The following is a 23698-nucleotide window of genomic DNA, read 5'->3' on the forward strand; positions in this document are numbered from 1 at the left end:
GGGGAGCCGGTTACGGCTGGCGCGTTTGCGCGGGCTTGCGCGGCGGCGCGTCGTCGGCGGCGCGGGCCTGGCGCGCGCTCGCTTTGCTCGGCACTGCGGGAACGGCGGATTGGCTCAACGCGGGCGGACGTCCGCGCCGGCCGGTGCGCTCGGTCCAGCGCTTTTCGAGCGCGCCCTCGGCCATCGGCTTGATGAGCGTGCCGGAGCTTTGCGCATCCCACGTCTGCACGGAGAACGGGTGCGCCCGCAACTCGTCGCGCGTGACGACGACTTCTTCGTGTGCATCGACGAGCCAGTCATACACGAAGTCGATGCACAGCCGATACCCCCGCTTCGACTGCGCGTAGGGCACCTCGTACGGCGCGCGCGTCACGTAGCCCGAGCCAAACACGCCCTTCGGTTCCTGCGCTACGCGATGCACGAACACGCGATCGCCCGGCATGAGGCCGCGCGCGGTGCCGCAGCCCCAGACATCGGCGACGGCTTCGCCTGCCGCCACGCGGCGCGCGATATCGGGTAACTCGGGCCACGGCCACTTCTTCGGGCTCCAGATCAGCAGAAAGGCGGTCATCGTGTCGGGGCAGGGCGCGAAGGGATAGAGCGGCGAGCTTAGCGTACCCGGCCGAATCAGGGTGTCGCGTACAATGGCCGCTCGCTTCGAACGCTTCGCCCGAATAGCTGCAACCACCCCGACGGGCCGCACGACGCCTGTCTTCATCCTTGCACACTCGATGTCAGACACCACCCGCCGCCGGCCCGATGGCCGGCTGATCCTGTTGCTCGGCGCGCTCGCCGCATGCGGTCCGCTGTCCATCGACATGTATCTGCCGAGCCTGCCGTCGCTCGCCGCCGCGTTCGGGACGAGCCCGGCCGCCGCGCAAAGCACGCTGACGAGCTTCATGTTCGGCTTCTCGTTCGGCATGCTGCTGTACGGCCCGCTGTCCGATGCCTACGGCAGGCGGCCGATTCTTCTGGGCGGCATCGCGCTGTACGCGCTCGCGAGCATCGGCTGCGCGACGGCGTTTTCCATCGACGCACTCGTGTTCGTGCGCTTCCTGCAGGCGCTCGGCGCGGGCGCGGCGTCCGTGCTGGCGCGCGCCATCGCCCGCGACGCGCACGCGCCGACCGACGCCGCCCGCGTCCTGTCGATGCTCTCCATCGTCACGTCCATCGGCCCGCTCCTCGCGCCGCTGATCGGCGGGCAATTGCTGCTGCTCGGCGGCTGGCGTGTCGTGTTCGTTGCGCTCACGCTCTTCGGCACGCTGTGCGCGGTGACCGCGTTCCTGCGCGTGCCCGAAACATGGCCGAAGGAGAAACGCGCGGGCGCGGCGCTCGGCACGTCGTTCGCGGCGTACGGGCATCTCCTGACCGATACCGTCACGTGGGGCCATGTGCTCTGCGGCGGCATGGCGTTCGCGTCGATGTTCGCGTATATCACCGCGACGCCGTTCGTCTACATCGACTATTTCCACGTGAAGCCGCAGCATTACGGGCTTTTGTTCGGGCTCAATATCGTCGGGATCATCGGCGGGAATGTGCTCAACACGAAACTCGTCGGGCGCGTCGGCGCGATGAAGATGATTTCCGGCGCGGCGTTCGTGAGCGTCGTGGCTGCCATGGTGGTCGCGCTCGTCGCGCTGACGGGCTGGGGCGGCTTGTGGTCGATCGTGGCGAGCCTGTTCTTCGTGGTCGGCGTGGTCGGGCTCCTGTCGGCGAACTGCACGACCGAACTCATGCACCGATATCCGCGCAACGCGGGCGCGGCGGCCGCCGTGTTCGGCGCGATGCAGCTCGCGCTCGGCGCGCTGGCGAGTCTTGCCGTCGGCCTTTTTCACGACGTCTCGCCGCACGGCATGGGCATCGTGATCGGCGTGTGCGGCGTCCTGACGTTCGCCGGTCGTACGCTCGTGATGCGCTCGCACGCCGCGCCCGCGCAGGTCTGAAAGCGGCAGCCAGCGGCGCGCAAGCAAAAAAAAACCTCGCGCAGTGGCGAGGTCAACCTTGGGTCAAAGGTGTTTACAGCTCGGCTCACACGTGCCTTGGGTCAGAAGTGAGTGCGGTCGATTCGTTCTTCGTGGGCAGTATTCGTCCGGGTCAAAGGTGAATACTCGCTCGATTCGGTTTGGGCGATAGGCGTCTCCTCCTGTCGAGAATCGGGTGCCTGGGTCAAAGGTGTTCCCGATCGCGTGGTTTCGGTCGAAAGTCAGTCAAACCATTCCCGTTGTTGCGAACCTTCTGTCGAGGAAGGTGTTCCGCCGGATCAACAAGGAATGGTTGAACTATAGGCGGGCCGTAAGCTCGGCTATATCGAACGAATTCGAATCGTAAGAGAGCGACGCTTTTTCACCGAAACACGCCGTTGCGCCCCGTGCCGATCACGGCTGTGGCGGCAGCGGCCCGATAACCGACGCGAGAAACGTGAACGCCGCCGCCTCCGCCTGCGCGACCGCTTCGGGCTCGACGCCCGCGCCGTGGCCGCCTTCGCCCGTTTCCTGATACCAGACGTTGTCGTGCCCTTGCGCCTGCATCTTCGCGACCATCTTGCGCGCGTGGCCCGGATGCACGCGGTCGTCGCTCGTCGACGACGTGAAAAGCGCCGGCGGATAGGCGACATCCGCCTTCACGTTCTGATACGGCGAATAGGCCATCAGATGCGGGAGATCGGCGGCGTCGTCCGGATCGCCGTACTCGTCGATCCACGATGCGCCTTGCAAGAGCGTATGGAACCGCGCCATGTCGACGAGCGGCACTTCGGACAGCACCGCGCCGAAGCACTCCGGCCGCTGCACCATGCACACGGCGGTGAGCAGGCCGCCGTTGCTCGCGCCGCGAATGGCAAGCTGCTTCGCCGTGGTGACGCCGCTGTCGACGAGCGCCTGCGCGACCGCGACGAAATCATCGAACGAGACTTGCCGGTACTCGCGCAGCGCCGCCTGATGCCATTGCGGACCGAACTCGCCGCCGCCGCGAATGTTCGCCACAGCGTACAGGCCGCCGCGTTCCAGCCACGCGATGCCGGTCGTCGCGTCGTAATGCGGGTCGAGCGCGACTTCGAAGCCGCCGTAGCCGTAGAGCAGGCACGGCCGCGCCTGTTGCGGCGATTGCGCATCGACATCGCGGCCGATCAGCCAGTACGGAATGCGCTCGCCGTCGGGCGCAATCGCGTGGCGGCGCACGGCGGTGAGCCCGGACGCGTCGAATTGCGCGGGCAGGCGTGCGAGCAAGGTCCACGGGGCGTCGCTGGCCAGATCGGCGTGATAGAGCGACGGCGGCATCAGAAAGTGCTCGACGTGGATGAGCACGGTATCGTCGCGCTCGCTATCGACAGAATCGACATAGCTCTGGCTCGCCTCGGGCAACGCAAACTCGCGCGATTGCCACGCGCCGTTGTTATTCGCGGGCGGACGCCAGAGCGTGACGCGCGGCGTGCCGTCGTCCATCTGCGAGACGATCAGCCATTGCTTCGTGAAGTCGATGCTCGCCAACACGCGCCGCTCGGCGGGCGTAAAGAGCGCGGTGAAGTTGCGCGAGCCGTCGAGAAACGCGTCGCGCCGGATCACGGTGAGCGAGCCTGCCGCGTGACGCCGGCCGCCCACGTTCCATTGCTTGCGCGGCGTGACGAAGAGCCAGCCGTTCCAGTGCTCGATCTCGACGTGCTGAGGCAGGTCGTACTGACGCCATTCGTTCGCGGTTTCGTCGAGCCAGAAGTGCAGCGTGTCGTAGAACGTCACGGCGCGCGACGCGAGATGCAGCTTTTCGAGCGGATCGTAGTCGGCGCCCGCCGACACGTCGCGGCGCGCGCCTTCGAACACAACGGGCGCATCCGCGAGCGGCGTGCCGCGCTTCCAGCGCCGCGCCTGACGCGGAAAGCCCGACGTCGTGAGCGCGGGCCGGTCGCTCGTCTTGCTGTCGTCCCAGCCGACATAGACCGTATCGCGGTCGATCCACGAAATGTCGTGCTTGCCGACGTCCGGCAGCACGAAGCCGTTTTCGACGAAGCGGCGTTCCTCGATATCGAACTCGCGCACGATGCACGCATCCGATCCGCCCGGCGACAGCGAGACCAGCGCGCGGTCATAGCCGGGGTAGAGCATGTCGAAGTCGGCGAGCGCCCAGCGCGTGTCGTCGTGCTCGCTCGTGTTCAGGTCGAGCGCATCGACATCGAGCACGATGTCCCATTCGGGCGTGCCGGCAAGCCACGCGCTCCACGGCGTGCGGCGCACGATGCCGAGCGGATGCGCGTCGTCCTGCCACGTGTTGTAGGCCCAGTCGCCGTAGCGCGAGCAGGTGACGATGCGGTCCTGCGACGTGTACGCCTTCTCGAGCCGCGCGGCGAGCGCGCGCGCGTCGGGCGTTTCGCCGAACGCGGCTTCGGTGCGGCGGTTCTGCGCATCGACCCAGGTTTGCACGCGGGCGTCATCCAGCGATTCGAGTCCGATGAAGGGATCGGGGTTGTCGGCTTGCGGCCAGAGGAGCGAAGGGTGCTTCGAGAGAAAAGACATGGCGCGGCGCATTCAAAAGCGAAACGCTGATTGTGCCGCATCGGCGCGGGCGCGCCATCAAACAAAAAGCCGCGCACGAGGCGCGGCTTGGAAGCACATAGGCGACGGCGCTCAGGCCAGCCGCTCTTCCGTCTTCGGGTCGAACAGCACTGCCTTCGACACATCGAACAGCAGCGTCATGTTCGACAACGGCTGCGGATTGCTCGCCGGGTGCACGCGCGACACGATGCGCTTGCCGTTCACCTGCGCGAACACGAGCGTGTCCGGGCCGGTCGGCTCGATCACGTCGACGCGCACGTCTATCGGTTGCAGGCTCGCGTCTGCGACGTCGTGCGCGCTGCGCGCGTCGGTGATGCGCTCCGGGCGCAGGCCGAGCACCACGTCCTGACCGATCCTGCCGCGCAGCTTCGCGGCATCGAACGGCAGCTTCAGCACATTGCGCGCGACGCCCGTGTCCAGTTCCAGTCCGACGCCCGCGCCGGCCTCGACCAGCTTGCCGCTGATGAAGTTCATCGGCGGCGCGCCGATGAAGCCCGCGACGAACAGGTTCGACGGTGAATCGTAGATTTCCTGCGGCGCGCCGAACTGCTGCACGATGCCGTCTTTCATCACGGCGATGCGGTCGCCGAGCGTCATCGCTTCGATCTGGTCGTGCGTCACGTAGACGATCGTCGTGCCGAGGCGCTGATGCAGCAGCTTGATTTCCGAGCGCATCTCGATACGCAGCTTCGCGTCGAGGTTCGAGAGCGGCTCGTCGAAGAGGAACATCACCGGATCGCGCGCGAGCGCGCGGCCCATGGCGACGCGCTGACGCTGACCGCCCGACAGTTGCCCCGGCTTGCGGTCGAGCAGGTGGCCGATCTGCAGCGTCTCCGACACGCGATCGACGATCTTCTTCTGCTCGTCCTTCGGCACCTTGCGGATGTTGAGGCCGAACGAGATGTTGTCGCGCACGCTCATGGAAGGGTAGAGCGCGTACGACTGGAACACCATCGCGATATCGCGGTCTTTCGGCGAGAGGTTGTTGACCGTCTTGCCGTCGATCTGGATCTCGCCCTTGGTGACGGTCTCCAGCCCCGCGATCATGTTGAGCAGCGTGGACTTGCCGCAGCCCGAGCCGCCGACGAGGATCAGGAACTGTCCGTCCTCGATGTCGATGTTGACGCCCTTGAGAACCGGCACCCCGTTCGGGTAGGTCTTGTACACGTCACGGATGGAAAGGCTTGCCATGCTTGAATCCTCTATGTTGTCTCTTCAGCGGGAAGCGCGTTCGTTGCGCTCAACCCTTCACCGCGCCCGCCGTCAGGCCGCGCACGAAGTAACGTCCTGCGATCATGTAGACGAGAATCGTCGGCAAGGCCGCGATGATCGCGCCCGCCATGTCCACGTTGTATTCCTTCACGCCCGTCGACGTATTGACGAGGTTGTTCAGCGCCACCGTGATCGGCATCGAATCCACGCCCGAGAACACGATACCGAACAGGAAGTCGTTCCAGATTTGCGTGAACTGCCAGATCAGGCAGACCATGAAGATCGGCAGCGACACGGGCAGCAGAATCTTCGTGAAGATCGTGAAGAAGCCCGCGCCGTCGATGCGCGCCGCCTTCACCAGTTCAGCCGGAATGCTCACGTAGAAGTTGCGGAAGAACATGGTCGTGAACGCGATGCCGTAGATCACGTGCACGAGCACGAGGCCGCTCGTCGTGTTCGACAGTCCGAGGAAGCCTTGCAGCCGCGCCATCGGCAGAAGAATGGCCTGAAACGGGATGAAGCAGCCGACGAGCAGCATCGTGAAGAACGCGTCCGCGCCGCGGAAGCGCCAGTGCGTGAGCACGTAGCCGTTGAACGCGCCGACGATCGACGAGATCAGCACGGCGGGAATCACCATGCGCACGGAGTTCATGAAGAACGGCTCCATGCCGTCGCAGCGCACGCCGGTACACGCTTCCTGCCACGCCTTCACCCACGGCGCGAGCGTGAAGTGCGTGGGCGGCGTGAGCAGGTTGCCGGTGCGAAGCTGGTCCAGGTCCTTGAACGACGTGGACAGCATCACGTAGATCGGGAACAGGAAGTAGAGCGCGAAAAGAATCAGCACCGCGTAAATGACGGCGCGGCTGATCGTCATCTTAGGCTGCATTGCGGGTGCTCCTCGATTCCAGATACATGAGCGGCACGAGAACCGCGACGACCGTGGCGAGCATCATCATCGACGAAGCGGCGCCGACGCCCAGTTGTCCCCGGTTGAACGAGAACGTGTACATGAAGATGGCCGGCAGCGACGACGACGTGCCCGGTCCGCCCGCGGTCAACGCGACGACGAGGTCGAAGGTCTTGATCGTGATGTGGCAGAGAATCAGCAGCACCGAGAAGAACACCGGACGCATGCTCGGAATCACGATCTTGCGGTAGATGGTCGGCAGCGTCGCGCCGTCCACTTGCGCGGCCTTGAAGATTTCGCTGTCCACGCCGCGCAGACCGGCGAGGAAAAGCGCCATCACGAAGCCGCTCGATTGCCAGACCGCCGCGATCACGACGCAGAAGATTGCCTTGTCGGGATCGCCGAGCCAGTTGAACGTGAAGCTCGTCCAGCCCCAGTCGTGGAACACCTTTTCGATGCCGAGGCCGGGGTTCAGAATCCATTGCCACGCGGTGCCCGTCACGATGAACGACAGCGCCATCGGATAGAGAAAGACCGCGCGCAGCGCGCCTTCGTTGCGGATTTTCTGGTCGAGCAGGATCGCGAGGAAGAGGCCCAGACCGACGCAAATGGCGATGAACGGAATGCCGAACCAGCCGAGATTGGCGGCGGAGGTCCACCAGACGTCGTTGGCGAAAAGCTGCCGGTATCGGTCGAAGCCGGCGAACTCGTAGCGCGGCATCAGTCGCGATTCGGACAGCGACAGATAGCCTGTCACGGCAATGAAGCCGTAGACGAAGACGAGCGCGATCAAGATGCTGGGAGCGAGCACCAGCTTGGGAATCCAGCGATCGGCGAGCGCCGCCGTGGGCGAAGCGCGGCGAGGCTGGTGCGGACTCTTTTCCGCGGTACCGCTGAGGGAGGCAGTCACAACTCGACTCCTGGAAGATGCGCCGGCGCTTAAATTGCGCCATGACGCGCTTGAATGACGCTGACTTGCGCGCGCGGTGCGAAGGTGTGCTTTCGGATCGGCTGACTTCGGCACGACCGGCGCTTGGTACGACGTTATGTGACGCTTCTGTGGCTCGGGCGGCGGGCGGCCGTGCTGCGCCGCCTGCCGCCCGTCACGCTGCTACGTCCTTACTTCGTCTTCGCGGCGTTCGCGAGCGCCTGAACCGCGCTCTTCGAATCCTGCGACGAATTCATGAACTTCGTCACGACGTCGGTCATGGCGCCCGCGACAGCGTCGCCCTGAGCCATGCCGTGCGCGAGCGACGGAACATAGCCGCCCGACTTGATCGCCGTCTGTTCATCAGCGTAGGACTTCTTCGCGCAGTCGTCGAACTTGTCCATCTTCACGCCGAGACGCACCGGGATCGAGCCCTTGTTCAGGCTGAACTGCTCCTGGAACTCCGGCGACATGATGGTCTTCGCGAGCGCAAGCTGGCCCGGCGTAGCCGCCTTCTGGCCCTTCTGCTGGAAGAACACGAACGAGTCGACGTTGAAGGTGTACGCCTTCTCCGTGCCCGGCACCGCGGCGCAGATGTAATCCGTGCCGGCCTTCTTGTTCGCGCCGGCGAATTCGCCCTTCGCCCAGTCGCCCATGAACTGCATGCCGGCCTTGCCGTTGATGACCATGGCGGTGGCGAGGTTCCAGTCGCGGCCGGTGCGGCCGCTATCGAAGTAGCCCTGGATCTTGCGGACGGTGTCGAACACCTGAATCATCTTGTCCGAGGTTAGCGTCTTCTGGTCCAGATCGACGATGGCCTTCTTGTAGAAGTCCGCGCCCTGCGACAGCACGACGTCTTCCCACAGCGTCAGGTCTTGCCACGGCTGGCCGCCCATCGCGATCGGCATGATGCCGGCGGCCTTCATCTTGTCGGCCACCTGGAAGAACTCGGCCCAGGTCGTCGGCACTTTGCCGCCTGCCTTGTCGAGCGCTGCTTTGTTGATATACAGCCAGTTCACGCGGTGCACCGAGAACGGCGCGGCGACGTAGTGGCCGTCAGCGTGGATGATCTTGTCGATTTCCGGCGGCAGGTTCTTCTTCCAGTCGCCGGCAACCGAGTCGATCGGCACCAGCACGCCTTGCTCCGACCATTCCTGGATCAGCGGACCCTTGATCTGAGCCGCCGACGGCGCGTTGCCCGAGATCACCTGGGTCTTCAGCGCGGTCATTGCCGCAGCGCCTGCGCCGCCCGCGACCGCGAAGTCCTTCCACTGATAGCCCTGCTTGGTCATGTCGTCCTTGAGCACGCCGACCGCTTTCGATTCGCCGCCCGAGGTCCACCAGTGCAGCACGGAAACAGCCTCGGCAGCCTGCACCGCCGACGCCGTCGCGCCGCACAGAAGACCTGCGGCGCACAGCGCGCCCATGAGCTTACGGACTTTCATTGTTTATCTCCTCCAGCACCTGAACAAGTAACGAGTGGCCCCTGATGTCGCCAGGAAGCGTTGAAAAAACGGTGGTTACACAACGGCAATGCTTGGGTGGCCGGGACTCGGGTGTCGGGGGTGTCGGCGGAGAAGCGCGCCACGCGGGCGATGCATGCGCGCGTGCGAAGCCGGCAGTCCGATATCCGATAGTCGGCCGCTCGGCTCTCAAGAGATGAGTAGGTCAGATCGCAACGACTGTCTCCTCTGCGAGCCGATGGCGTCATGCCTGTGCCGGCCCATGCTAGTGATTGCTTTTGATTTTTACCCGCGCACACGAGCCGCGATTGCAACGCGAAACGAGAGGGCGCAGGCGCGAGGCGGTACACGTGCGAAACGCAGCCGGTGCATGGAAGCAGCGATTTCCGGTCTTCGCTAACATGGGTACGCGGTCGCCTTAGGGAAAACACTCAGCTTCTGATTGACAAGCCATTTTTTTCCCGGGTGACATTTCCTCTTGATTTGGATTGTAGTTAAACTACAATTCAGTGTCAAAAAAAATTTTGTCGAACTACGGTACCCTTTCGTTCGACGTCCCACCGACTTCACAGGCGGCCTCAAAACCCATGCAAAGCGACTCGAATTTCATCTTCGTGCTCTTCGGCGGGACCGGCGACTTGTCGATGCGCAAGATTCTTCCGGCGCTATTCGAAGCGCACCGGGCGGGCATGCTGGCCGCGTCGGGCAAGATCGTCGCGGTGGCGCGCGGCGCGCAGGCTCCCGGCGAATACCTCGCGTGGGTCGAGGAACACGTGAAGCGGCACGTGTCGAAGAAGGGCCTCGACGAGACCGCGTGGCGCAGCTTTCTTGAGCGCATCGAATATGTGCAGCTCGACCTGGGCCGCGCGGAAGACTTCGTGGTGCTGCGCGACGCGCTCGCCAGATACGACGGCACGCGCGTCTTCTATCTGGCGACCGGGCCGTCGCTCTTCGTGCCCATTTGCCGCGCGCTGTCGGAAGTCGGCCTCAACCAGAACGCGCGCATCGTGCTGGAAAAGCCGCTCGGCTATGACCTGAAGTCGTCCAACGCCATCAACGACGCCGTCGGCGAGATCTTCCAGGAAGAGCAGATCTACCGGATCGACCACTATCTCGGCAAGGAGCCGGTGCAGAACCTCCTCGCGCTGCGCTTCGGCAATGCGCTCTTCGAGCCGCTGTGGCGGCGCGAATGGGTCGAGAGCATCCAGATCACCATCGCCGAAGAACTTGGCGTGGAAGCGCGCGGCGACTTCTACGACAACACCGGCGCATTGCGCGACATGGTCCAGAACCATCTGCTGCAACTGCTTTCCATCGTGACGATGGAGCCGCCGCATTCGATGGATTCCGACTCCGTGCGCGACGAAAAGCTGCGCGTGCTGCGCGCGCTGAAGCCGATCGACGAGCGCGACATCAGCCGCGTCGCCGTGCGCGGGCAGTATCACGCGGGCGTGATTCGCGGCGCATCGGTGCCGGCGTACGCGACGGAAGCCGGCGTGCGCCCCGACAGCAATACGGAAACCTTCGTCGCGCTGAAAGTCGAGATCGAAAACTGGCGCTGGGCCGGCGTGCCGTTCTTCCTGCGCACCGGCAAGCGCCTCGCGGACCGCGTCGCGGAGATCGTCGTGAATTTCCGGCCCGTGCCGCATTCGGCGCTCGGCGCGAATGCGCTGCGCGCGGGCGCGAACCGGCTCGTGATCCGCTTGCAGCCGAACGAGACGATTCGCCTCTACTGCCTCGCGAAGCAGCCGGGCGAGGGCATGAATCTCGCAAGCGTCCATCTGGACCTCGCGTTCGACCAGTTCTTCAAGGAAGGGCAGATGGAGGCGTACCAGCGGCTGTTGCTGGACGTGATCCACGGGCGGCTCGCGCTCTTCGTGCGTCGCGACGAGCAGGAAGCCGCGTGGCGCTGGGTCGAGCCGATTCTGAACGCGTGGGCATCGTCGACGAACAAGCCCAAGCCCTACGCGGCGGGCACGTGGGGGCCGGCGGCGTCGAGCGCGATGCTCGCGCAGCATGGCACGTGCTGGCTGGAAGAAGAGAATTGAGGGCGTCGCGCTGACGGCTCCATTCAGAGAGACGCCGCGCGCGACGCCAGCACATAAGACCGCTTCGCGGGCCGTTCGCGGCTTCGCGGCATAAGGCGGGTCGATAAACCAAGACAAGCAGGATGGAGGAGCAGTGATCGAGCTTCGCACTTTCGACGACCCGCGCGCCCACTCGGACGCGCTGGCGAAGGCCGTCAGCGACGCGCTTGCCGCGTCGCTCGCGGCCAGAGGCGCCGCATCGGCCGATGCCAGCGCAGCCGCATCAGGACAGTCCGCTCATGCCACGCTCGCCGTGTCCGGCGGCACGAGCCCGCGTCCGTTCTTGCAGACGCTCTCGCACGAGCCGCTCGCGTGGGCGCACATCGACGTGACGCTCGTCGACGACCGCTGGGTGCCTGAAACCGATTCCGCGAGCAACGCGCGCCTCGTGCGCGAGACGCTGCTGCAAGACGCGGGCGCGGCCGCCTACTTCCTGCCGCTTGTCGATACGTCCGCCACGCTCGACGCGCACGTCGCCGCGCTGAACGCCGACGCGCGCCGCCGTCTGCCGGATGTCGCCGTGCTGGGCATGGGCGAGGACGGCCACACCGCGTCCATCTTCGCGGACGCGCCCGAATGGGACTTCGCCATTTCCACGCAGGACCGCTTCGTCGCCGTGCATCCGGGCAGCGCGCCGCACGCGCGGGTAAGCCTGTCGATGTCCGCGCTCAAGCAGGTGAAGCAGCTTTTTCTCTTCATCTCCGGCCAGAAGAAACTGGACGTGCTGAACGCGGCGCTCGCCGCGCGCCAAAAGAATGCCATCTCGACCCTGGCCAACGATGAAGGAGTGAAGCTCGATGTCTACTGGTGTGCATAAGGCCGCGCCGGCGGCGAGCCACGCCGATGGACCGAGGCTGCTCGCCGACATCGGCGGCACCAACGCGCGCTTCGCGCTGGAGACGGCGCCCGGCGAAATCGGGCAGATTCGCGTTTATCCGGGCGCCGATTACCCCGGCATCGCCGAAGTCATGCAGCAGTATCTGAAGGACACGAAAGTCGGCCGCGTCAATCACGCCGCGATCGCGATCGCCAATCCGGTGGACGGCGATCACGTGAAAATGACGAACCACGACTGGAGCTTCTCGATCGAAGCGACGCGCCGCGCGCTCGGCTTCGACACGCTGCTCGTCGTCAACGACTTCACCGCGCTCGCGATGGCGCTGCCCGGTCTCACCGATGCGCAGCGCGTGCAGGTGGGCGGCGGCGCGCGCCGGCAGAACAGCGTGATCGGCCTCCTGGGGCCGGGCACGGGCCTGGGCGTGTCGGGTCTGATCCCTGCGGACGATCGCTGGATCGCGCTCGGCAGCGAAGGCGGCCACGCGAGCTTCTCGCCGTTCGATGAAAGCGAAGACCTCGTCACGCGCTATGCGCGCCGGAAGTACCCGCACGTGTCGTTCGAGCGCGTGTGCGCGGGCCAGGGGCTGGAGCTGATCTACCGCGCATTCGCGGAGCGCGACAACGTCGCGGTGGCCGACACGTTCACCGCCGCCGACGTCACCACGCGCGCGCATCAAGGCGAGGCGCTCGCGCTCGAAACGGTGAACTGCTTTTGCGCGATCCTCGGCACGTTCGCCGGCAATATCGCGGTGACGCTCGGCGCGCTGGGCGGCATCTATATCGGCGGCGGCATCGTGCTGAAGCTGGGCGAATTGTTCCACAAGTCGCCGTTTCGCGAGCGGTTCGAATCGAAAGGGCGCTTCCAGCAGTATTTGTCCGGCATTCCGACCTACGTCATCACCGCGGAATATCCGGCGTTCCTCGGCGTCTCCGCGATTCTTGCCGAGCAGTTGTCGAATCGGGCGAACAGCGGGTCGTCGGCGGTGTTCGAGCGCATTCGCCAGATGCGCGATGCGCTCACGCCCGCCGAGCGGCGCGTGGCCGATCTCGCGCTGAATCATCCGCGCTCGATCATCAACGATCCGATCATCGACATCGCGCGCAAGGCCGACGTGAGCCAGCCGACGGTGATTCGCTTTTGCCGCTCGCTGGGCTGTCAGGGCCTCTCCGACTTCAAGCTGAAGCTCGCGACGGGTCTCACCGGCACGATTCCGGTGAGCCACAGCCAGGTGCATCTCGGCGATACGGCCACCGACTTCGGCGCGAAGGTGCTGGACAACACCGTGTCGGCCATCCTTCAGCTGCGCGAGCATCTGAACTTCGAGAACGTCGAGCGCGCGATTGACATTCTGAACGGCGCGCGGCGCATCGAGTTCTATGGCTTGGGGAATTCGAACATCGTCGCGCAGGACGCGCACTATAAGTTCTTCCGCTTCGGCATCCCGACGATTGCCTACGGCGATCTCTATATGCAGGCGGCGTCGGCGGCGCTGCTCGGCAAGGGCGATGTGATCGTGGCCGTGTCGAAGTCCGGGCGCGCGCCCGAGTTGCTGCGCGTGCTGGAAGTGGCGATGCAGCAGGGCGCGACGGTCATCGCGATCACGTCGAGCAACACGCCGCTCGCCAAGCGCGCGACGGTGGCGCTGGAGACGGATCACATCGAGATTCGCGAGTCGCAGTTGTCGATGATCTCGCGCATTCTGCATCTCGTGATCATCGACATTCTCGCGGTCGGCGTGGCCATTCGCCGCGCGGCGCCGCAGCCGGGTGCGAAGATCAGCGAGACGGTCGCGCAAGCGCGCGAGTCCAGCGACGACGAAGCCGCCGCCGTGCTCGACTGGCTGAGTCACGGTGCGTCGGGCATGGCGAAGGAATAACGCCCGAGCAGTTCGAACGAAAAGGGCCGCCGATGTGAATCGGTGGCCCTTTTCTCTGGCGGGCAAGAAAACGGCGCGGCTCCTTGCGGGAGCCGCGCCGCTTCGTGCATCAGACGCGCTGCTTAGAACGAGTGCTGAATGCCCGCGTACACGCCCGTCTGGCTGCGGCCGGGGAACGGATTGTCCGTCGACGCAGCGGTGCCGAAGCTGTTGGCGTTGAGGCCGTAGTTCGCCGTCTTGCTGTTCTGAACGGTGGCCACTTGCAGGTCGAACAGGGTGCGCTTAGACAGGTTGTACGAGCCGCCGACGGTGTACATGGTCGCGTTGCCTGCGCCGTTGTTGCCGTTGACGTGATAGACGGCGGCGGTCAGCGCCGCAGCCGGCGACGCCTGCCACGTCACGCCGCCCCATTCGTGGTCGAGCGTGGTCGGCTCGCCCGGCAACTGGCCGGTCATGCCCGAAGAACGAATCGCCTGATAACCGGCCTGAACCTTGAACTGGCCGAGGAACACGTTCGCCATCGCGGAGTATTCGCGTGAGTAGGCGTAGACGCCCTGAGTCGTGCCATAGCCGCCGCCGAGCTGACCGTTGGCCGGATTGCGGATCTCGTCGTACATGCCGCGAATCTGGAAGTAGGGCGACGAATAGGTGACATACGCTCCTGCTTCGCGGCCTTGCGGCGTCGTGCCGTTGCCGTTCCAGTTCGTCGCGTTCGAAAGCGCGTATTGGCCGTAGAAGTCGAAGCCCGCGAACTTTGGCGACTGGTACGAGATGTTGTTGCTCGATTGCGGCCAGTTACGTCCACGCACCAGCGATGCCGACGACCAGTTCGACTGACCGAACGGATCGAAGTCCCACACGCCGTTGGACACAAACAGTTCGCGGCCGAGCAGCACCGTACCGAAGCTGTTGTTCGCGATACCGACCGTCGCCCAGCGATTGAAGAGGCCGCCGCCGCCCGGGCCTTGACCCGTCATGGTGTTGAAACTGCCTTCCAGCTGGAACACGGCACGATTGCCGCCGCCCAGATCTTCGGCGCCCTTCAAGCCCCACAGGCTCGTGCCCCAGTCGCCGCTTTCAGCGCGGATGCGGCTCGCCGTGACGTTCTTCGCCGCGCCCGTCGGCACGCCGTTCATGTATTCGAGTCCCGCGTCCAGGCGGCCGTACAGCGTCACGCTGCTTTGGGCATGCGCCGCCGCGCCGAACGTCAGCAGCGCCGCATCTCCTCCAACTCCTGTCAAAAGTGGCACAACTGCCATCGGAATTTTGAAGGAGAACTACATTTTCGGAGGGCGGCCTTCGTACTTTTGATTCAATTTGACAAACGCGGCAACAAGCCGCCGCATGCATGCGTTAGGCGAGCCGCCAATAAAAAACGGTGCGACACCCTTTCGGGCACCGCACCGATACGCGCCTCTCGCAGCAGCGTGAAAACCTTATAGAACTATTCTTGGTTCAGACTCGCTGCTTAGAACGAGTGCTGAATACCGGCATAGACGCCCGTCTGGCTGTGGCCGGCGAACGGGTTGTCCGTTGCGGCAGCCGTGCCGAAGTTGTTGGCGTTCAGGCCGTAGTTGGCGCTCTTGCTGTTCTGCACCGTCGCGACTTGCAGGTCGAACAGGGTGCGCTTCGACAGGTTGTACGAGCCGCCGACCGTGTAGATGGTCGCGTTACCCGCGCCGTTGTTGCCGTTCACGTGGTAGACCGCGCCGATCAGTGCCGCCGCCGGCGTTGCTTGCCACGTCACGCCGCCCCATTCGTGGTCGAGCGTAGTCGGCTGGCCGGGCAACTGGCCCACCATGCCGGACGAGCGGATCGCCTGGTAAGCGCCCTGAACCTTGAACTGGCCGAGGAACAAGTTGAACATCGCCGTGTATTCGCGCGAGTACGCGTAGACGCCGTTGCCGTTGTTCGTGCCGCCGTTGAGCGCGTTGTAGGCGCCGCCGAGCGTACCGTTGGCCGGGTTGCGGATTTCGTCGTACATGCCGCGAATCTGGAAGAGCGGCGTGGTGTACGTGATGTACGCGCCACCTTCGCGGCCTTGCGGCGTCGTGCCGTTGCCGTTCCAGTTCGTTGCGTTGGACAGTGCGTACTGGCCGTAGAAGTCGAAGCCCGCGAACTTCGGCGACTGGTACGAAATGTTGTTGCTCGACTGCGGCCAGTTGCGGCCACGCACCAGCGAAGCCGACGACCAGTTCGACTGACCGAACGGATCGAAGTCCCACACGCCGTTAGCGATGAAGAGTTCGCGGCCCAACAGCAGCGTACCGAAGTTGTTGTTCGCGATACCGACCGTCGCCCAACGATTGAAGAGGCCGCCGCCGCCCGGGCCTTGACCCGTCATGGTGTTGAAGCTGCCTTCCAACTGGAACACGGCGCGATAGCCGCCGCCCAGATCTTCGACGCCCTTCATGCCCCAGAGGCTCGTACCCCAGTCGCCGCTTTCCGCACGGAAGCGGTGCGACGAGCCGGTGGCCGCGCCGTTGGCGCCGACGCCGGTCGGCACGCCGTTCATGTACTCCAGGCCGGCGTCCAGGCGGCCATACAGCGTCACGCTGCTTTGAGCCTGAGCCACCGCGCTGAACGTCAGCAGTGCTGCTGCCGCGAGCAAAGCTTTCTTCATCATCTCCTCCAACCCTGTCAAGAAATAGAACCAAGTGCTGCCGTGTGCGGTTCGATGCGGGCGCATCCAACCGGAAATTGTTTTTCGAGGAACGACACACGCGTAACGACAGTGCTCGTGACGACTCGCGCGTCGTGGGCGCGAATCTGACGCCGGTCCGTCGACTGGCGTTTCCTCACTTTGTTTTGAAGTAAAACTACTTTTTGTGCACTTCGTTTTGGTACTTTAGTTACCAATTTAACAAATTACGTCACACTCGCCAAAGGAATTTGACGCTCACGGATGCGGTGTGTCAAAAACGCAAAGCCATTGTGGCGTGGACGCGACCCAAAGCATGGGAAACGGCCTGCAAAGCCTTATCCAGCAAGGCTCCGCGCTTGGGAAAGTTTCGGGGTCAGGTTTGACGCCTATTGACGCGCGAACGTGTCGGCGCTAGGTGGCAGAAATGGGCTGGAAGGGCCGCCGGGCGGGGCGCGGCGGCGAAAAAAAAGCGCCTCGCGGGCGCTTTTTCTTTCCAAGAGTGTGCGGCAGCTACTTGAGACTACCCGAAAGAAACTGCCTGAGCCGCTCGCTCTTCGGCTGAGCGAACACCTCGTTCGGGCGACCTTCCTCCTCGATACGCCCCTGATGCAGAAACACGACGTGGTTCGACACATTGCGCGCGAACGCCATTTCGTGCGTGACGACGATCATCGTGCGGCCTTCCTCGGCGAGCGTCTGCATCACCTTCAGCACTTCGCCGACGAGTTCCGGGTCGAGCGCGGACGTGGGTTCGTCGAAGAGCATGACGTCCGGGTGCATGGCGAGGGCGCGGGCAATCGCCACGCGCTGCTGCTGGCCGCCCGACAAATGCGACGGATACTGCTTCTCCAGTCGCGGCGCGAGCCCGACCTTCTCCAGATACGTGCGGGCGCGATCCTCGGCTTCCTTCTTCGGCAGGCCGAGCACGTTCACGGGCGCCTCCGTCACGTTCTCCAGCACGTTCATGTGCGACCAGAGGTTGAAGTGCTGAAACACCATCGAGAGCTTCGAGCGGACTTGCCGCAGTTGCTTCGCGTCCGCGACCTTCAAGGCGCCGGTCTTGTCCAACATCGTGCGCACTTCGGCGCCGTCGACGAAGATGCGCCCGCGATTCGGCTGCTCGAGAAAGTTGATACAGCGCAGCATCGTGCTCTTGCCGGATCCCGACGACCCGATGATGCTGATCACGTCGCCGGCGTTCGCCTTCAGCGAGACGCCTTTCAGAACTTCGTTGCTGCCGTACTGCTTGTGAATGTCATCGACGAAAAGCTTGTGCTTCTGGGAATTCATGTGCGGTCCTGTAGCCCGATTGCCTGACTTATTTGCCTTGCGGCCGCAGGTACGCGAGCCAGCGATGTTCGGCGCGGCGGAACAGCCACACGAGCGCGAACGAAATGACGAGATAGAGCAGGGCAGCGATGCCGAACGCCTGGAACGACTGATACGTCGCGGAGTTCACGTCGCGCGCGATCTTCAGGATGTCCGGCACGGTCGCCGTGAACGCGACGGTCGTCGCGTGCAGCATGAGAATGACTTCGTTGCTGTAGTAAGGCAGCGCACGGCGCAGCGCCGAGGGCAAAATCACGCGGCGATACAGCGTGAAGCTCGACATGCCGTAAGCGCGCGCCGCTTCGATCTCGCCATAGGGCGTCGCCTTGATCGCGCCGGCGAAGATTTCCGTCGTGTACGCGCAGGTGTTGAGCGTGAACGCGAGCAGCGTGCAGTTCATGCCGCTGCGGAAGAACTCGGAAAGCAGTACGTGATCGCGCACGACTTGCAGGCTGTAAAGGCCCGTATAGCAGAGCAGCAACTGCACGTAGAGCGGCGTGCCGCGAAACACGTACGTGTACAGCCAGACGCTGCGCGAGAGCAGCTTGTTCTTCGACACCCGCGCGACGGCGAGCGGCACGGAGAGGCAGAACCCGAGGCCGATGGACACCACGAGCAGCCACATCGTGATGGCGAGACCGGTAATTCGGTAGCCGTCGGTGAAAAGGTAGTTCTTCCAGAATTCCTGGATGATTTCGATCATGAAGTCCGCCGCTCTTTGATACTGGAATAAGGCTGGATATCCGAATGCCGCTGGTTACAGGTCCGCCTTGCGCACGCCGATGGAGTAGCGCCGCTCCAGCCAGATCAGCACGAAGTTCGAGATCGTGGTGATGGCGAGATAGACGACGCCCGCGAGCAGCGTGAAGAAGAAGAACCGCTGCGTGCCTTTGCCGGCGTCCTGGGCGGCCTTCACCACATCCGCGAGGCCGATGATCGACACGAGCGCGGTCGCCTTCACCATCACCTGCCAGTTGTTGCCGATGCCCGGCAGCGCGAAGCGCATCATCTGAGGAAACATGATGCGCGAGAAGGTCTGCCACGGCGTCATGCCGTACGCCGCGCCCGCTTCGAGCTGGCCGCGCGGCACCGATAGGAACGCGCCGCGGAACGTCTCGGTGAAATACGCGCCGTAGATGAAGCCGAGCACGAGAATGCCCGCGAGGAACGGATCGATATCGATCTGATCCCAGCCGAGCTGGTCGGTGAGCAGGTTCAGCCAGATCTGGATGCTGTAGAAGAGCAGCAGCATCAGCACGAGATCGGGTACGCCGCGAATCAGCGTCGTATAGACCGTGCCGATGCCCGACGCGATACGGCTCTTGGAGAGCTTCGCCGCCGCGCCGATGAGGCCGATCACGAAGGCGAACGCCAGCGACAGCACCGCGAGCTTGACGGTCTGCCAGGTGCCCGCGAGGATCAGCGGACCGTAGCCTTGCAACATGGTGATTCCTTGGTAAGGTGCGCCCATTCCACGCGCGCACGAAGCGGCTCGCCCGCCGCGCTTCGCTGCCGAAATTCGCCGCCGCATTGGCCGCCGAATTTGGCCGCCTACGCGCGGCTCGCCGGCGTTACCTCGATGAAGCCCCGACGCGGATGGTCTCGTTTCTTTCCGGCGCCGCTCGTGGCGCGGGCGCCGGCGGTCCGTATTCTAGGTGGCCAAAATTGGCGAGCACGCCCAAAACGCAAATGCCGCGATTGTCGTGGATGCCGCGAATGTCCCGAATGCCCGTGTTTCCGAAGGCGCTGCCGCGACGCCGCCACCCGAAAAGCGCGGTATTTTACCCGAACCCGGCGTGCGCGCGGCGATAGCCGGACAAGTCCGATTACCTCCATCGGCGGGACGGTGTAGTGCCGTTGCGCTCGTTGTTCCGGCAGGCGGCCGCCCTTACATTGTCTCCATCGCAGTTCAACGTCTACACCGGGAGCACAACATGTTCGAGATTCGCCGCAGCAACGAACGCGGTCACGCTAACCACGGCTGGCTGGACTCGTATCACACCTTCTCGTTCGCCGATTATCACGATCCGGAGCACGTCCACTTCGGCGCGCTGCGCGTGATCAACGAAGACCGCGTCGCGGGCGGACAGGGCTTCGGCACGCACGGTCATCGCGACATGGAGATCGTGAGCTACGTGCTGGAAGGCGCGCTCGCGCACCGCGACAGCATGGGCAACGGATCGACCATCCGCCCCGGCGACGTGCAGCGCATGAGCGCCGGCACCGGCGTGCGGCACAGCGAGTTCAACGGCTCGCCGACCGAAACGGCGCACTTCCTGCAAATCTGGATCATTCCGGATGCGCCGGGCGGCGCGCCGGGCTACGAGGAAAAGCGTTTTACCGATGACGAAAAGCGCGGCCGCCTGCGCGTGATCGCTTCGCCCGAAGGCACGGACGGCTCGGTGAAGATCGGCGCCGACGCGCGGATTTTCGCGGGCCTGTTCGATGGCGACGAGCGCGCCGAGTTCGACGTGCCGGCGGGCCGCCGCGTGTATGTGCATGTGGCGCGCGGCAAGGTGTCGGTGAACGGCGAGGCGCTCGGCGCGGGCGATGCCGCGAAGATCGAGGACATCGCCAAAGTGACGATCGACGGGGGCGAGCGGGCCGAAGTGCTGCTGTTCGATCTGGCGTAATTGGCTGTCGATGATGTGAAAAACCGCGGGCTCGCGCCCGCGGTTTTTTTGCGCCTGCGAGTACCGCTTACGGTTTCGCGGTCGCGGATGCGCCCGGCGCGCCCTGAGCCGCGTCCGGCCCGCCGCGATGCTTGCCCCAGCGTTCGTGCATCTTCTGCTGGTGCTCGCGCATGCGGGCGAAGTGCTGCTTGAGCGCCGTGCTTACGGTCGTCTTTTGCTGGTCGTTCAGCGAGTTATAGAAGTTGAGCCAGGCGGTCGCCGTCTGCTCGTGCAACTGCATTTGCTGCTGCTCGAGCTTCTGATGCGCGGCGTGCATCGCGTTCAGATCCAGAATCGGCTGGTTTTGCATCGACTGGAACTGCTCGCGCATCTGGCGATGGCTTTCGCGCATGGCCTTGTGATTCTGCTTCATCGTGTCGATGGCCGTTTGCCAGAGCCTTTCCTGATCCGTATTCAGCTTGAGCTGAGCGTGCAGCTCGTCCAGCTGCTTCTGAATGCGCATTTCAATGTGATGACCGCCGGGCCCGCCCATCATGGCCGGGGCGCCGGGCGGCGGCGCGTTCGGCGCGTCGTTGGTGGCGGCGTGGGCCGCGCCGAAGGTCAGCGCGAGTGCGGTAGCAGCGGCGGCGAGAATGCGATATTGCTTGCTCATCGTGAGACTCCCTGATTGATGTCGGAGCCGAATGCGCGGATTTCGTTGAGGCCGCGCTTGGTCGGTGAGACACAGCGTAGTGGCTCGTCCCGGCGCGCGTGTTACCGGCTCGGCGTTTCGTATTACGCTGGTTTACGCGCTGCTTTCGCCGTAACACCCCGTAACCCTTTGCCGTGCGCGGGCCGCCGACCGGCCGGGACTCACGCGCTAAACTCCCTCTCATGACTACACAAATCCTTGTCGTCGACGACGACGCCGAACTGCGCGACCTCTTGCGCGACTATCTGGTCCGGCAGGGCATCGAAGTATCGGTGCTGCACGACGCCGGTTCGCTCGAACGCCGTATCGAGCGCGAGCGCCCCGATCTGATCGTTCTCGATCTGATGATGCCGGGCGTCGACGGCCTGACGGCGCTGCGGAAGCTCCGCGCATCGGGCGACGACATTCCCGTCATCATGCTGACCGCGCGCGCGGACGACGTGGACCGCATCGTCGGTCTGGAGCTCGGCGCGGACGATTACCTCGGCAAGCCGTTCAACCCGCGCGAACTGCTCGCACGCGTGCAGGCCGTGCTGCGCCGCCGCCGCACCATTCCGTCCGCCGCGCCCGAGCAGCGCGAGCCGTATTCGTTCGGCCGCTTCCGCCTGGACTTCCAGTCGCGCACGCTGCAGCACGACGAAAAGCCGATCACGCTCTCCGGCAGCGAATTCGCGCTGCTCAAGATTTTCGTGAATCACCCGATGCGCACGCTCACGCGCGAGCGCCTGCTCGAACTGCTGCACGGTCCGGAATACGACGGCACCGACCGCGGCATCGACGTGCAGGTGTGGCGCCTGAGGCGCATTCTGGAAAGCGATCCTTCCGCGCCGCGCTTCATTCAGACGGTGCGGGGACGCGGCTACGTGTTCGTGCCCGACGGCGAGCAAAATGCGCCGGCCCATTGATTCGCTGTTCGGCCGGCTGGTCGTTCTGGTCATCGGCGTGCTGGTGCTCTCGCACCTCGCGTGGTTCGCCGTCATCCGCGTCGAGCGCGACTACTCGCAAACGCGCTATGCCGTCGAGGAAGCGGCGTTCCTGGTCGAAGCGGTGCGGCAGCACATCGCGAACAATCCGGAACAGCCGTTGCCCTCGCGCGTGCGCATCGTGCCACTGCAAGCGGCGGATGTGCCGCAGCCCGCGAGCGGCGACGAGCTTCCGCGTCCGCTCTCACGTTTCATCGAGGACATGAAAGACCGCTTGCCCGACGGCACCGACGTGCGCCCCGGCCCGCCCGGCGCGCCGCCGAGCGTCTGGGTCCACGGCGCGAAGGACGCGGGCTGGATCGTCGTGCCGGTGCAGCCGCTGCGCCCGCCGCGCTCGCGCGACCGCATGCTCGTGTGGCTTGCCATTATCTTTTTGACGGCGGTGCTGGCGGCGCTCTTCGCCGCGTGGCAGTTGCAGTCGCCGCTGCGCTCGCTCGCGCAGGCGGTCGCGCGCTTCGGACGCGGGCAGCCCACGCCGCCCGTGCCTGAGCGCGGCCCGCGCGAGTTGCGTCAGCTCACGCACGGCTTCAATCAGATGGTGCGCGAAGTGTCGCAAAGCGAGAGCGACCGCGCCGTGATGCTGGCAGGCGTCGCGCACGATCTGAAGACGCCGCTTGCGCGCCTGCGCCTGCGCGCCGAGATGATGGACGACGAAAAGACGCGCGACGGCGTGGTGCGCGACGTCGATTCCATGGCGCATATCGTCGATCAGTTTCTGGTCTTCGCGCATGACCGCGCGGACGGCAGCGAGCCCGTCGCGGTGGATCAGCAGTGCGAGCGCGTTGCGCGGGCGTATCGCGCGGTCGCGCCGGGCGCGGATACCGTGCGTCTGAAGCTCGAAGCGGGGCCGGGCTTCGTGTTGCCGGCCGCGACGCTCGACCGCTTGCTCTCCAACTTGCTGGATAACGCGCATGCTTATGGCGCGCCGCCCATCGTCATCGAGACGCGGCGCGAGGCGAAAGGCTGGGTGCTGTCCGTGTCGGACCACGGCAAGGGCATTGCGCCCGACGATCTCATCAAGGCGAGCCGCCCGTTCGTGCGGCTCGATCCGGCGCGCGGCGGCAGCGGGCATAGCGGCCTCGGGCTCGCCATCGTCGAGCGGCTCGCGCGGCGCGCGGGCGGCGAGTGCGAGATCGGCAATCAGGTCGATGGCGGCTTGCAGGTCGCGATGACCTTCCCGTTCGATCCCGCCGCGCGGACGGTCACGGCGCGCCGCGCCGGATCGCCGCACGAGGAGCGCGCGTTCTGACCACGCGCCCGTAATTCCGCGAGGCTCAGTCGAACAGCGTCTGAAGCGCCGAGGCCGCCTCGCTATCTACCGTGTTGTACGTCACGGTGGACGCCTCGAAGATGTAGTGCGTCGTGTACTTGCCGAGCCGCGACAGGATTTCCTCCTGAATCACTTCCGGCGCGAGGTCGATTTTCAGATACCACGCGGTGGACGACAGCCGCGTCTGGAACGACCCGTACTCCGCGAGCAATTGGTCGAACGTTTCAGCATCCTGATCGCGGCACACGATGACCAGATTTCCCTTCATGCATTCCTCCCGATAACAGCCACGCAGT

The 23698-nt window shown here is 64.7% G+C and carries 20 protein-coding genes; 7 read left to right on the plus strand and 13 right to left on the minus strand.

All coding sequences use genetic code 11. From position 1 onward, the window contains the following. Window positions 1–10 precede the first annotated feature (10 nt). Window positions 11–571: a hypothetical protein gene (locus tag HWX53_RS05555; RefSeq protein ID WP_175939800.1), complete on the minus strand. Its 561-nt coding sequence runs from the start codon at window positions 569–571 to the stop codon at window positions 11–13. 160 nt (window positions 572–731) lie between these two features. On the opposite strand from HWX53_RS05555, the gene HWX53_RS05560 reads away from it, so the two are divergent. Further along, entirely contained in the window at window positions 732–1943 is a 1212-nt protein-coding gene (locus HWX53_RS05560) for a Bcr/CflA family multidrug efflux MFS transporter (protein WP_175939801.1), read from the plus strand. A gap of 432 nt (window positions 1944–2375) precedes the next feature. Here HWX53_RS05560 and HWX53_RS05565 read toward each other — a convergent pair whose 3' ends face one another. The 5 genes from HWX53_RS05565 to HWX53_RS05585 all read right to left on the minus strand — a co-directional run bounded on the left by HWX53_RS05565 (window position 2376) and on the right by HWX53_RS05585 (window position 9033). Next, window positions 2376–4502, minus strand: coding sequence for a prolyl oligopeptidase family serine peptidase (locus tag HWX53_RS05565; protein WP_175939802.1), 2127 nt, complete (start codon window positions 4500–4502; stop codon window positions 2376–2378). Window positions 4503–4613: 111 nt separating this feature from the next. Next, window positions 4614–5732: a sn-glycerol-3-phosphate ABC transporter ATP-binding protein UgpC gene (ugpC, locus tag HWX53_RS05570; RefSeq protein WP_175939803.1), complete on the minus strand. Its 1119-nt coding sequence runs from the start codon at window positions 5730–5732 to the stop codon at window positions 4614–4616. A gap of 49 nt (window positions 5733–5781) precedes the next feature. Further along, a complete protein-coding gene (locus tag HWX53_RS05575; protein WP_175939804.1) occupies window positions 5782–6639 on the minus strand; it encodes a carbohydrate ABC transporter permease in 858 nt (285 codons plus the stop codon). Then, window positions 6629–7570, minus strand: a complete 942-nt coding sequence (locus HWX53_RS05580; protein WP_175939805.1) for a sugar ABC transporter permease — start codon at window positions 7568–7570, stop codon at window positions 6629–6631. The genes HWX53_RS05575 and HWX53_RS05580 overlap by 11 nt, the downstream gene beginning before the upstream one ends. Window positions 7571–7779: 209 nt before the next feature. Next, window positions 7780–9033, minus strand: a complete 1254-nt coding sequence (locus HWX53_RS05585; RefSeq protein ID WP_175939806.1) for an ABC transporter substrate-binding protein — start codon at window positions 9031–9033, stop codon at window positions 7780–7782. 605 nt (window positions 9034–9638) lie between these two features. Here HWX53_RS05585 and zwf point away from each other — a divergent pair. The 3 genes from zwf to HWX53_RS05600 all read left to right on the plus strand — a co-directional run bounded on the left by zwf (window position 9639) and on the right by HWX53_RS05600 (window position 13852). After that, entirely contained in the window at window positions 9639–11099 is a 1461-nt protein-coding gene (gene zwf, locus HWX53_RS05590) for a glucose-6-phosphate dehydrogenase (RefSeq protein ID WP_175939807.1), read from the plus strand. A 133-nt stretch (window positions 11100–11232) separates the two neighbouring features. Then, window positions 11233–11955 carry a 6-phosphogluconolactonase gene (gene pgl, locus HWX53_RS05595; RefSeq protein ID WP_175939808.1) on the plus strand — a complete coding sequence of 241 codons (723 nt, stop codon included), beginning with the start codon at window positions 11233–11235 and terminating at the stop codon, window positions 11953–11955. Further along, a complete protein-coding gene (locus HWX53_RS05600) occupies window positions 11936–13852 on the plus strand; it encodes a bifunctional transcriptional regulator/glucokinase (protein WP_175939809.1) in 1917 nt (638 codons plus the stop codon). Before pgl ends, HWX53_RS05600 begins: the two co-directional genes overlap by 20 nt. Window positions 13853–13974: 122 nt before the next feature. Here the strand turns inward: HWX53_RS05600 and HWX53_RS05605 are convergent, their stop codons facing one another. The 5 genes from HWX53_RS05605 to hisQ form a co-directional block, all read right to left on the minus strand. Further along, window positions 13975–15111, minus strand: a complete 1137-nt coding sequence (locus tag HWX53_RS05605; protein WP_175939810.1) for a porin — start codon at window positions 15109–15111, stop codon at window positions 13975–13977. Window positions 15112–15320: 209 nt separating this feature from the next. Next, window positions 15321–16475 (minus strand): porin, encoded by a 1155-nt coding sequence (locus tag HWX53_RS05610; RefSeq protein WP_175940619.1) that lies wholly within the window; start codon window positions 16473–16475, stop codon window positions 15321–15323. Between the two features lie 531 nt (window positions 16476–17006). Continuing rightward, complete coding sequence (locus HWX53_RS05615; RefSeq protein WP_175939811.1) at window positions 17007–17786, minus strand: ATP-binding cassette domain-containing protein; 780 nt, start codon at window positions 17784–17786, stop codon at window positions 17007–17009. Between the two features lie 28 nt (window positions 17787–17814). Continuing rightward, window positions 17815–18528 carry an ABC transporter permease gene (locus HWX53_RS05620; protein WP_175939812.1) on the minus strand — a complete coding sequence of 238 codons (714 nt, stop codon included), beginning with the start codon at window positions 18526–18528 and terminating at the stop codon, window positions 17815–17817. 54 nt (window positions 18529–18582) lie between these two features. Then, window positions 18583–19269: a histidine ABC transporter permease HisQ gene (gene hisQ, locus HWX53_RS05625; protein WP_175939813.1), complete on the minus strand. Its 687-nt coding sequence runs from the start codon at window positions 19267–19269 to the stop codon at window positions 18583–18585. Window positions 19270–19759: 490 nt separating this feature from the next. On the opposite strand from hisQ, the gene HWX53_RS05630 reads away from it, so the two are divergent. Then, window positions 19760–20458 carry a pirin family protein gene (locus tag HWX53_RS05630; RefSeq protein WP_175939814.1) on the plus strand — a complete coding sequence of 233 codons (699 nt, stop codon included), beginning with the start codon at window positions 19760–19762 and terminating at the stop codon, window positions 20456–20458. A gap of 67 nt (window positions 20459–20525) precedes the next feature. Here HWX53_RS05630 and HWX53_RS05635 read toward each other — a convergent pair whose 3' ends face one another. Beyond that, complete coding sequence (locus tag HWX53_RS05635; protein ID WP_175939815.1) at window positions 20526–21110, minus strand: periplasmic heavy metal sensor; 585 nt, start codon at window positions 21108–21110, stop codon at window positions 20526–20528. A gap of 221 nt (window positions 21111–21331) precedes the next feature. On the opposite strand from HWX53_RS05635, the gene HWX53_RS05640 reads away from it, so the two are divergent. Next, a complete protein-coding gene (locus HWX53_RS05640) occupies window positions 21332–22054 on the plus strand; it encodes a response regulator (protein ID WP_175939816.1) in 723 nt (240 codons plus the stop codon). Next, complete coding sequence (locus HWX53_RS05645; RefSeq protein WP_175939817.1) at window positions 22038–23381, plus strand: ATP-binding protein; 1344 nt, start codon at window positions 22038–22040, stop codon at window positions 23379–23381. Before HWX53_RS05640 ends, HWX53_RS05645 begins: the two co-directional genes overlap by 17 nt. A gap of 25 nt (window positions 23382–23406) precedes the next feature. On the opposite strand, the gene HWX53_RS05650 is transcribed toward HWX53_RS05645, so the two are convergent. After that, on the minus strand, window positions 23407–23670 hold the full coding sequence (locus tag HWX53_RS05650; RefSeq protein ID WP_175939818.1) for a hypothetical protein: 264 nt from the start codon (window positions 23668–23670) through the stop codon (window positions 23407–23409). Window positions 23671–23698: the final 28 nt, after the last annotated feature.

Origin of the sequence: Caballeronia sp. BCC1704, from assembly GCF_902833455.1 — a bacterium.
Classification (GTDB): Bacteria; Pseudomonadota; Gammaproteobacteria; order Burkholderiales; family Burkholderiaceae; genus Caballeronia.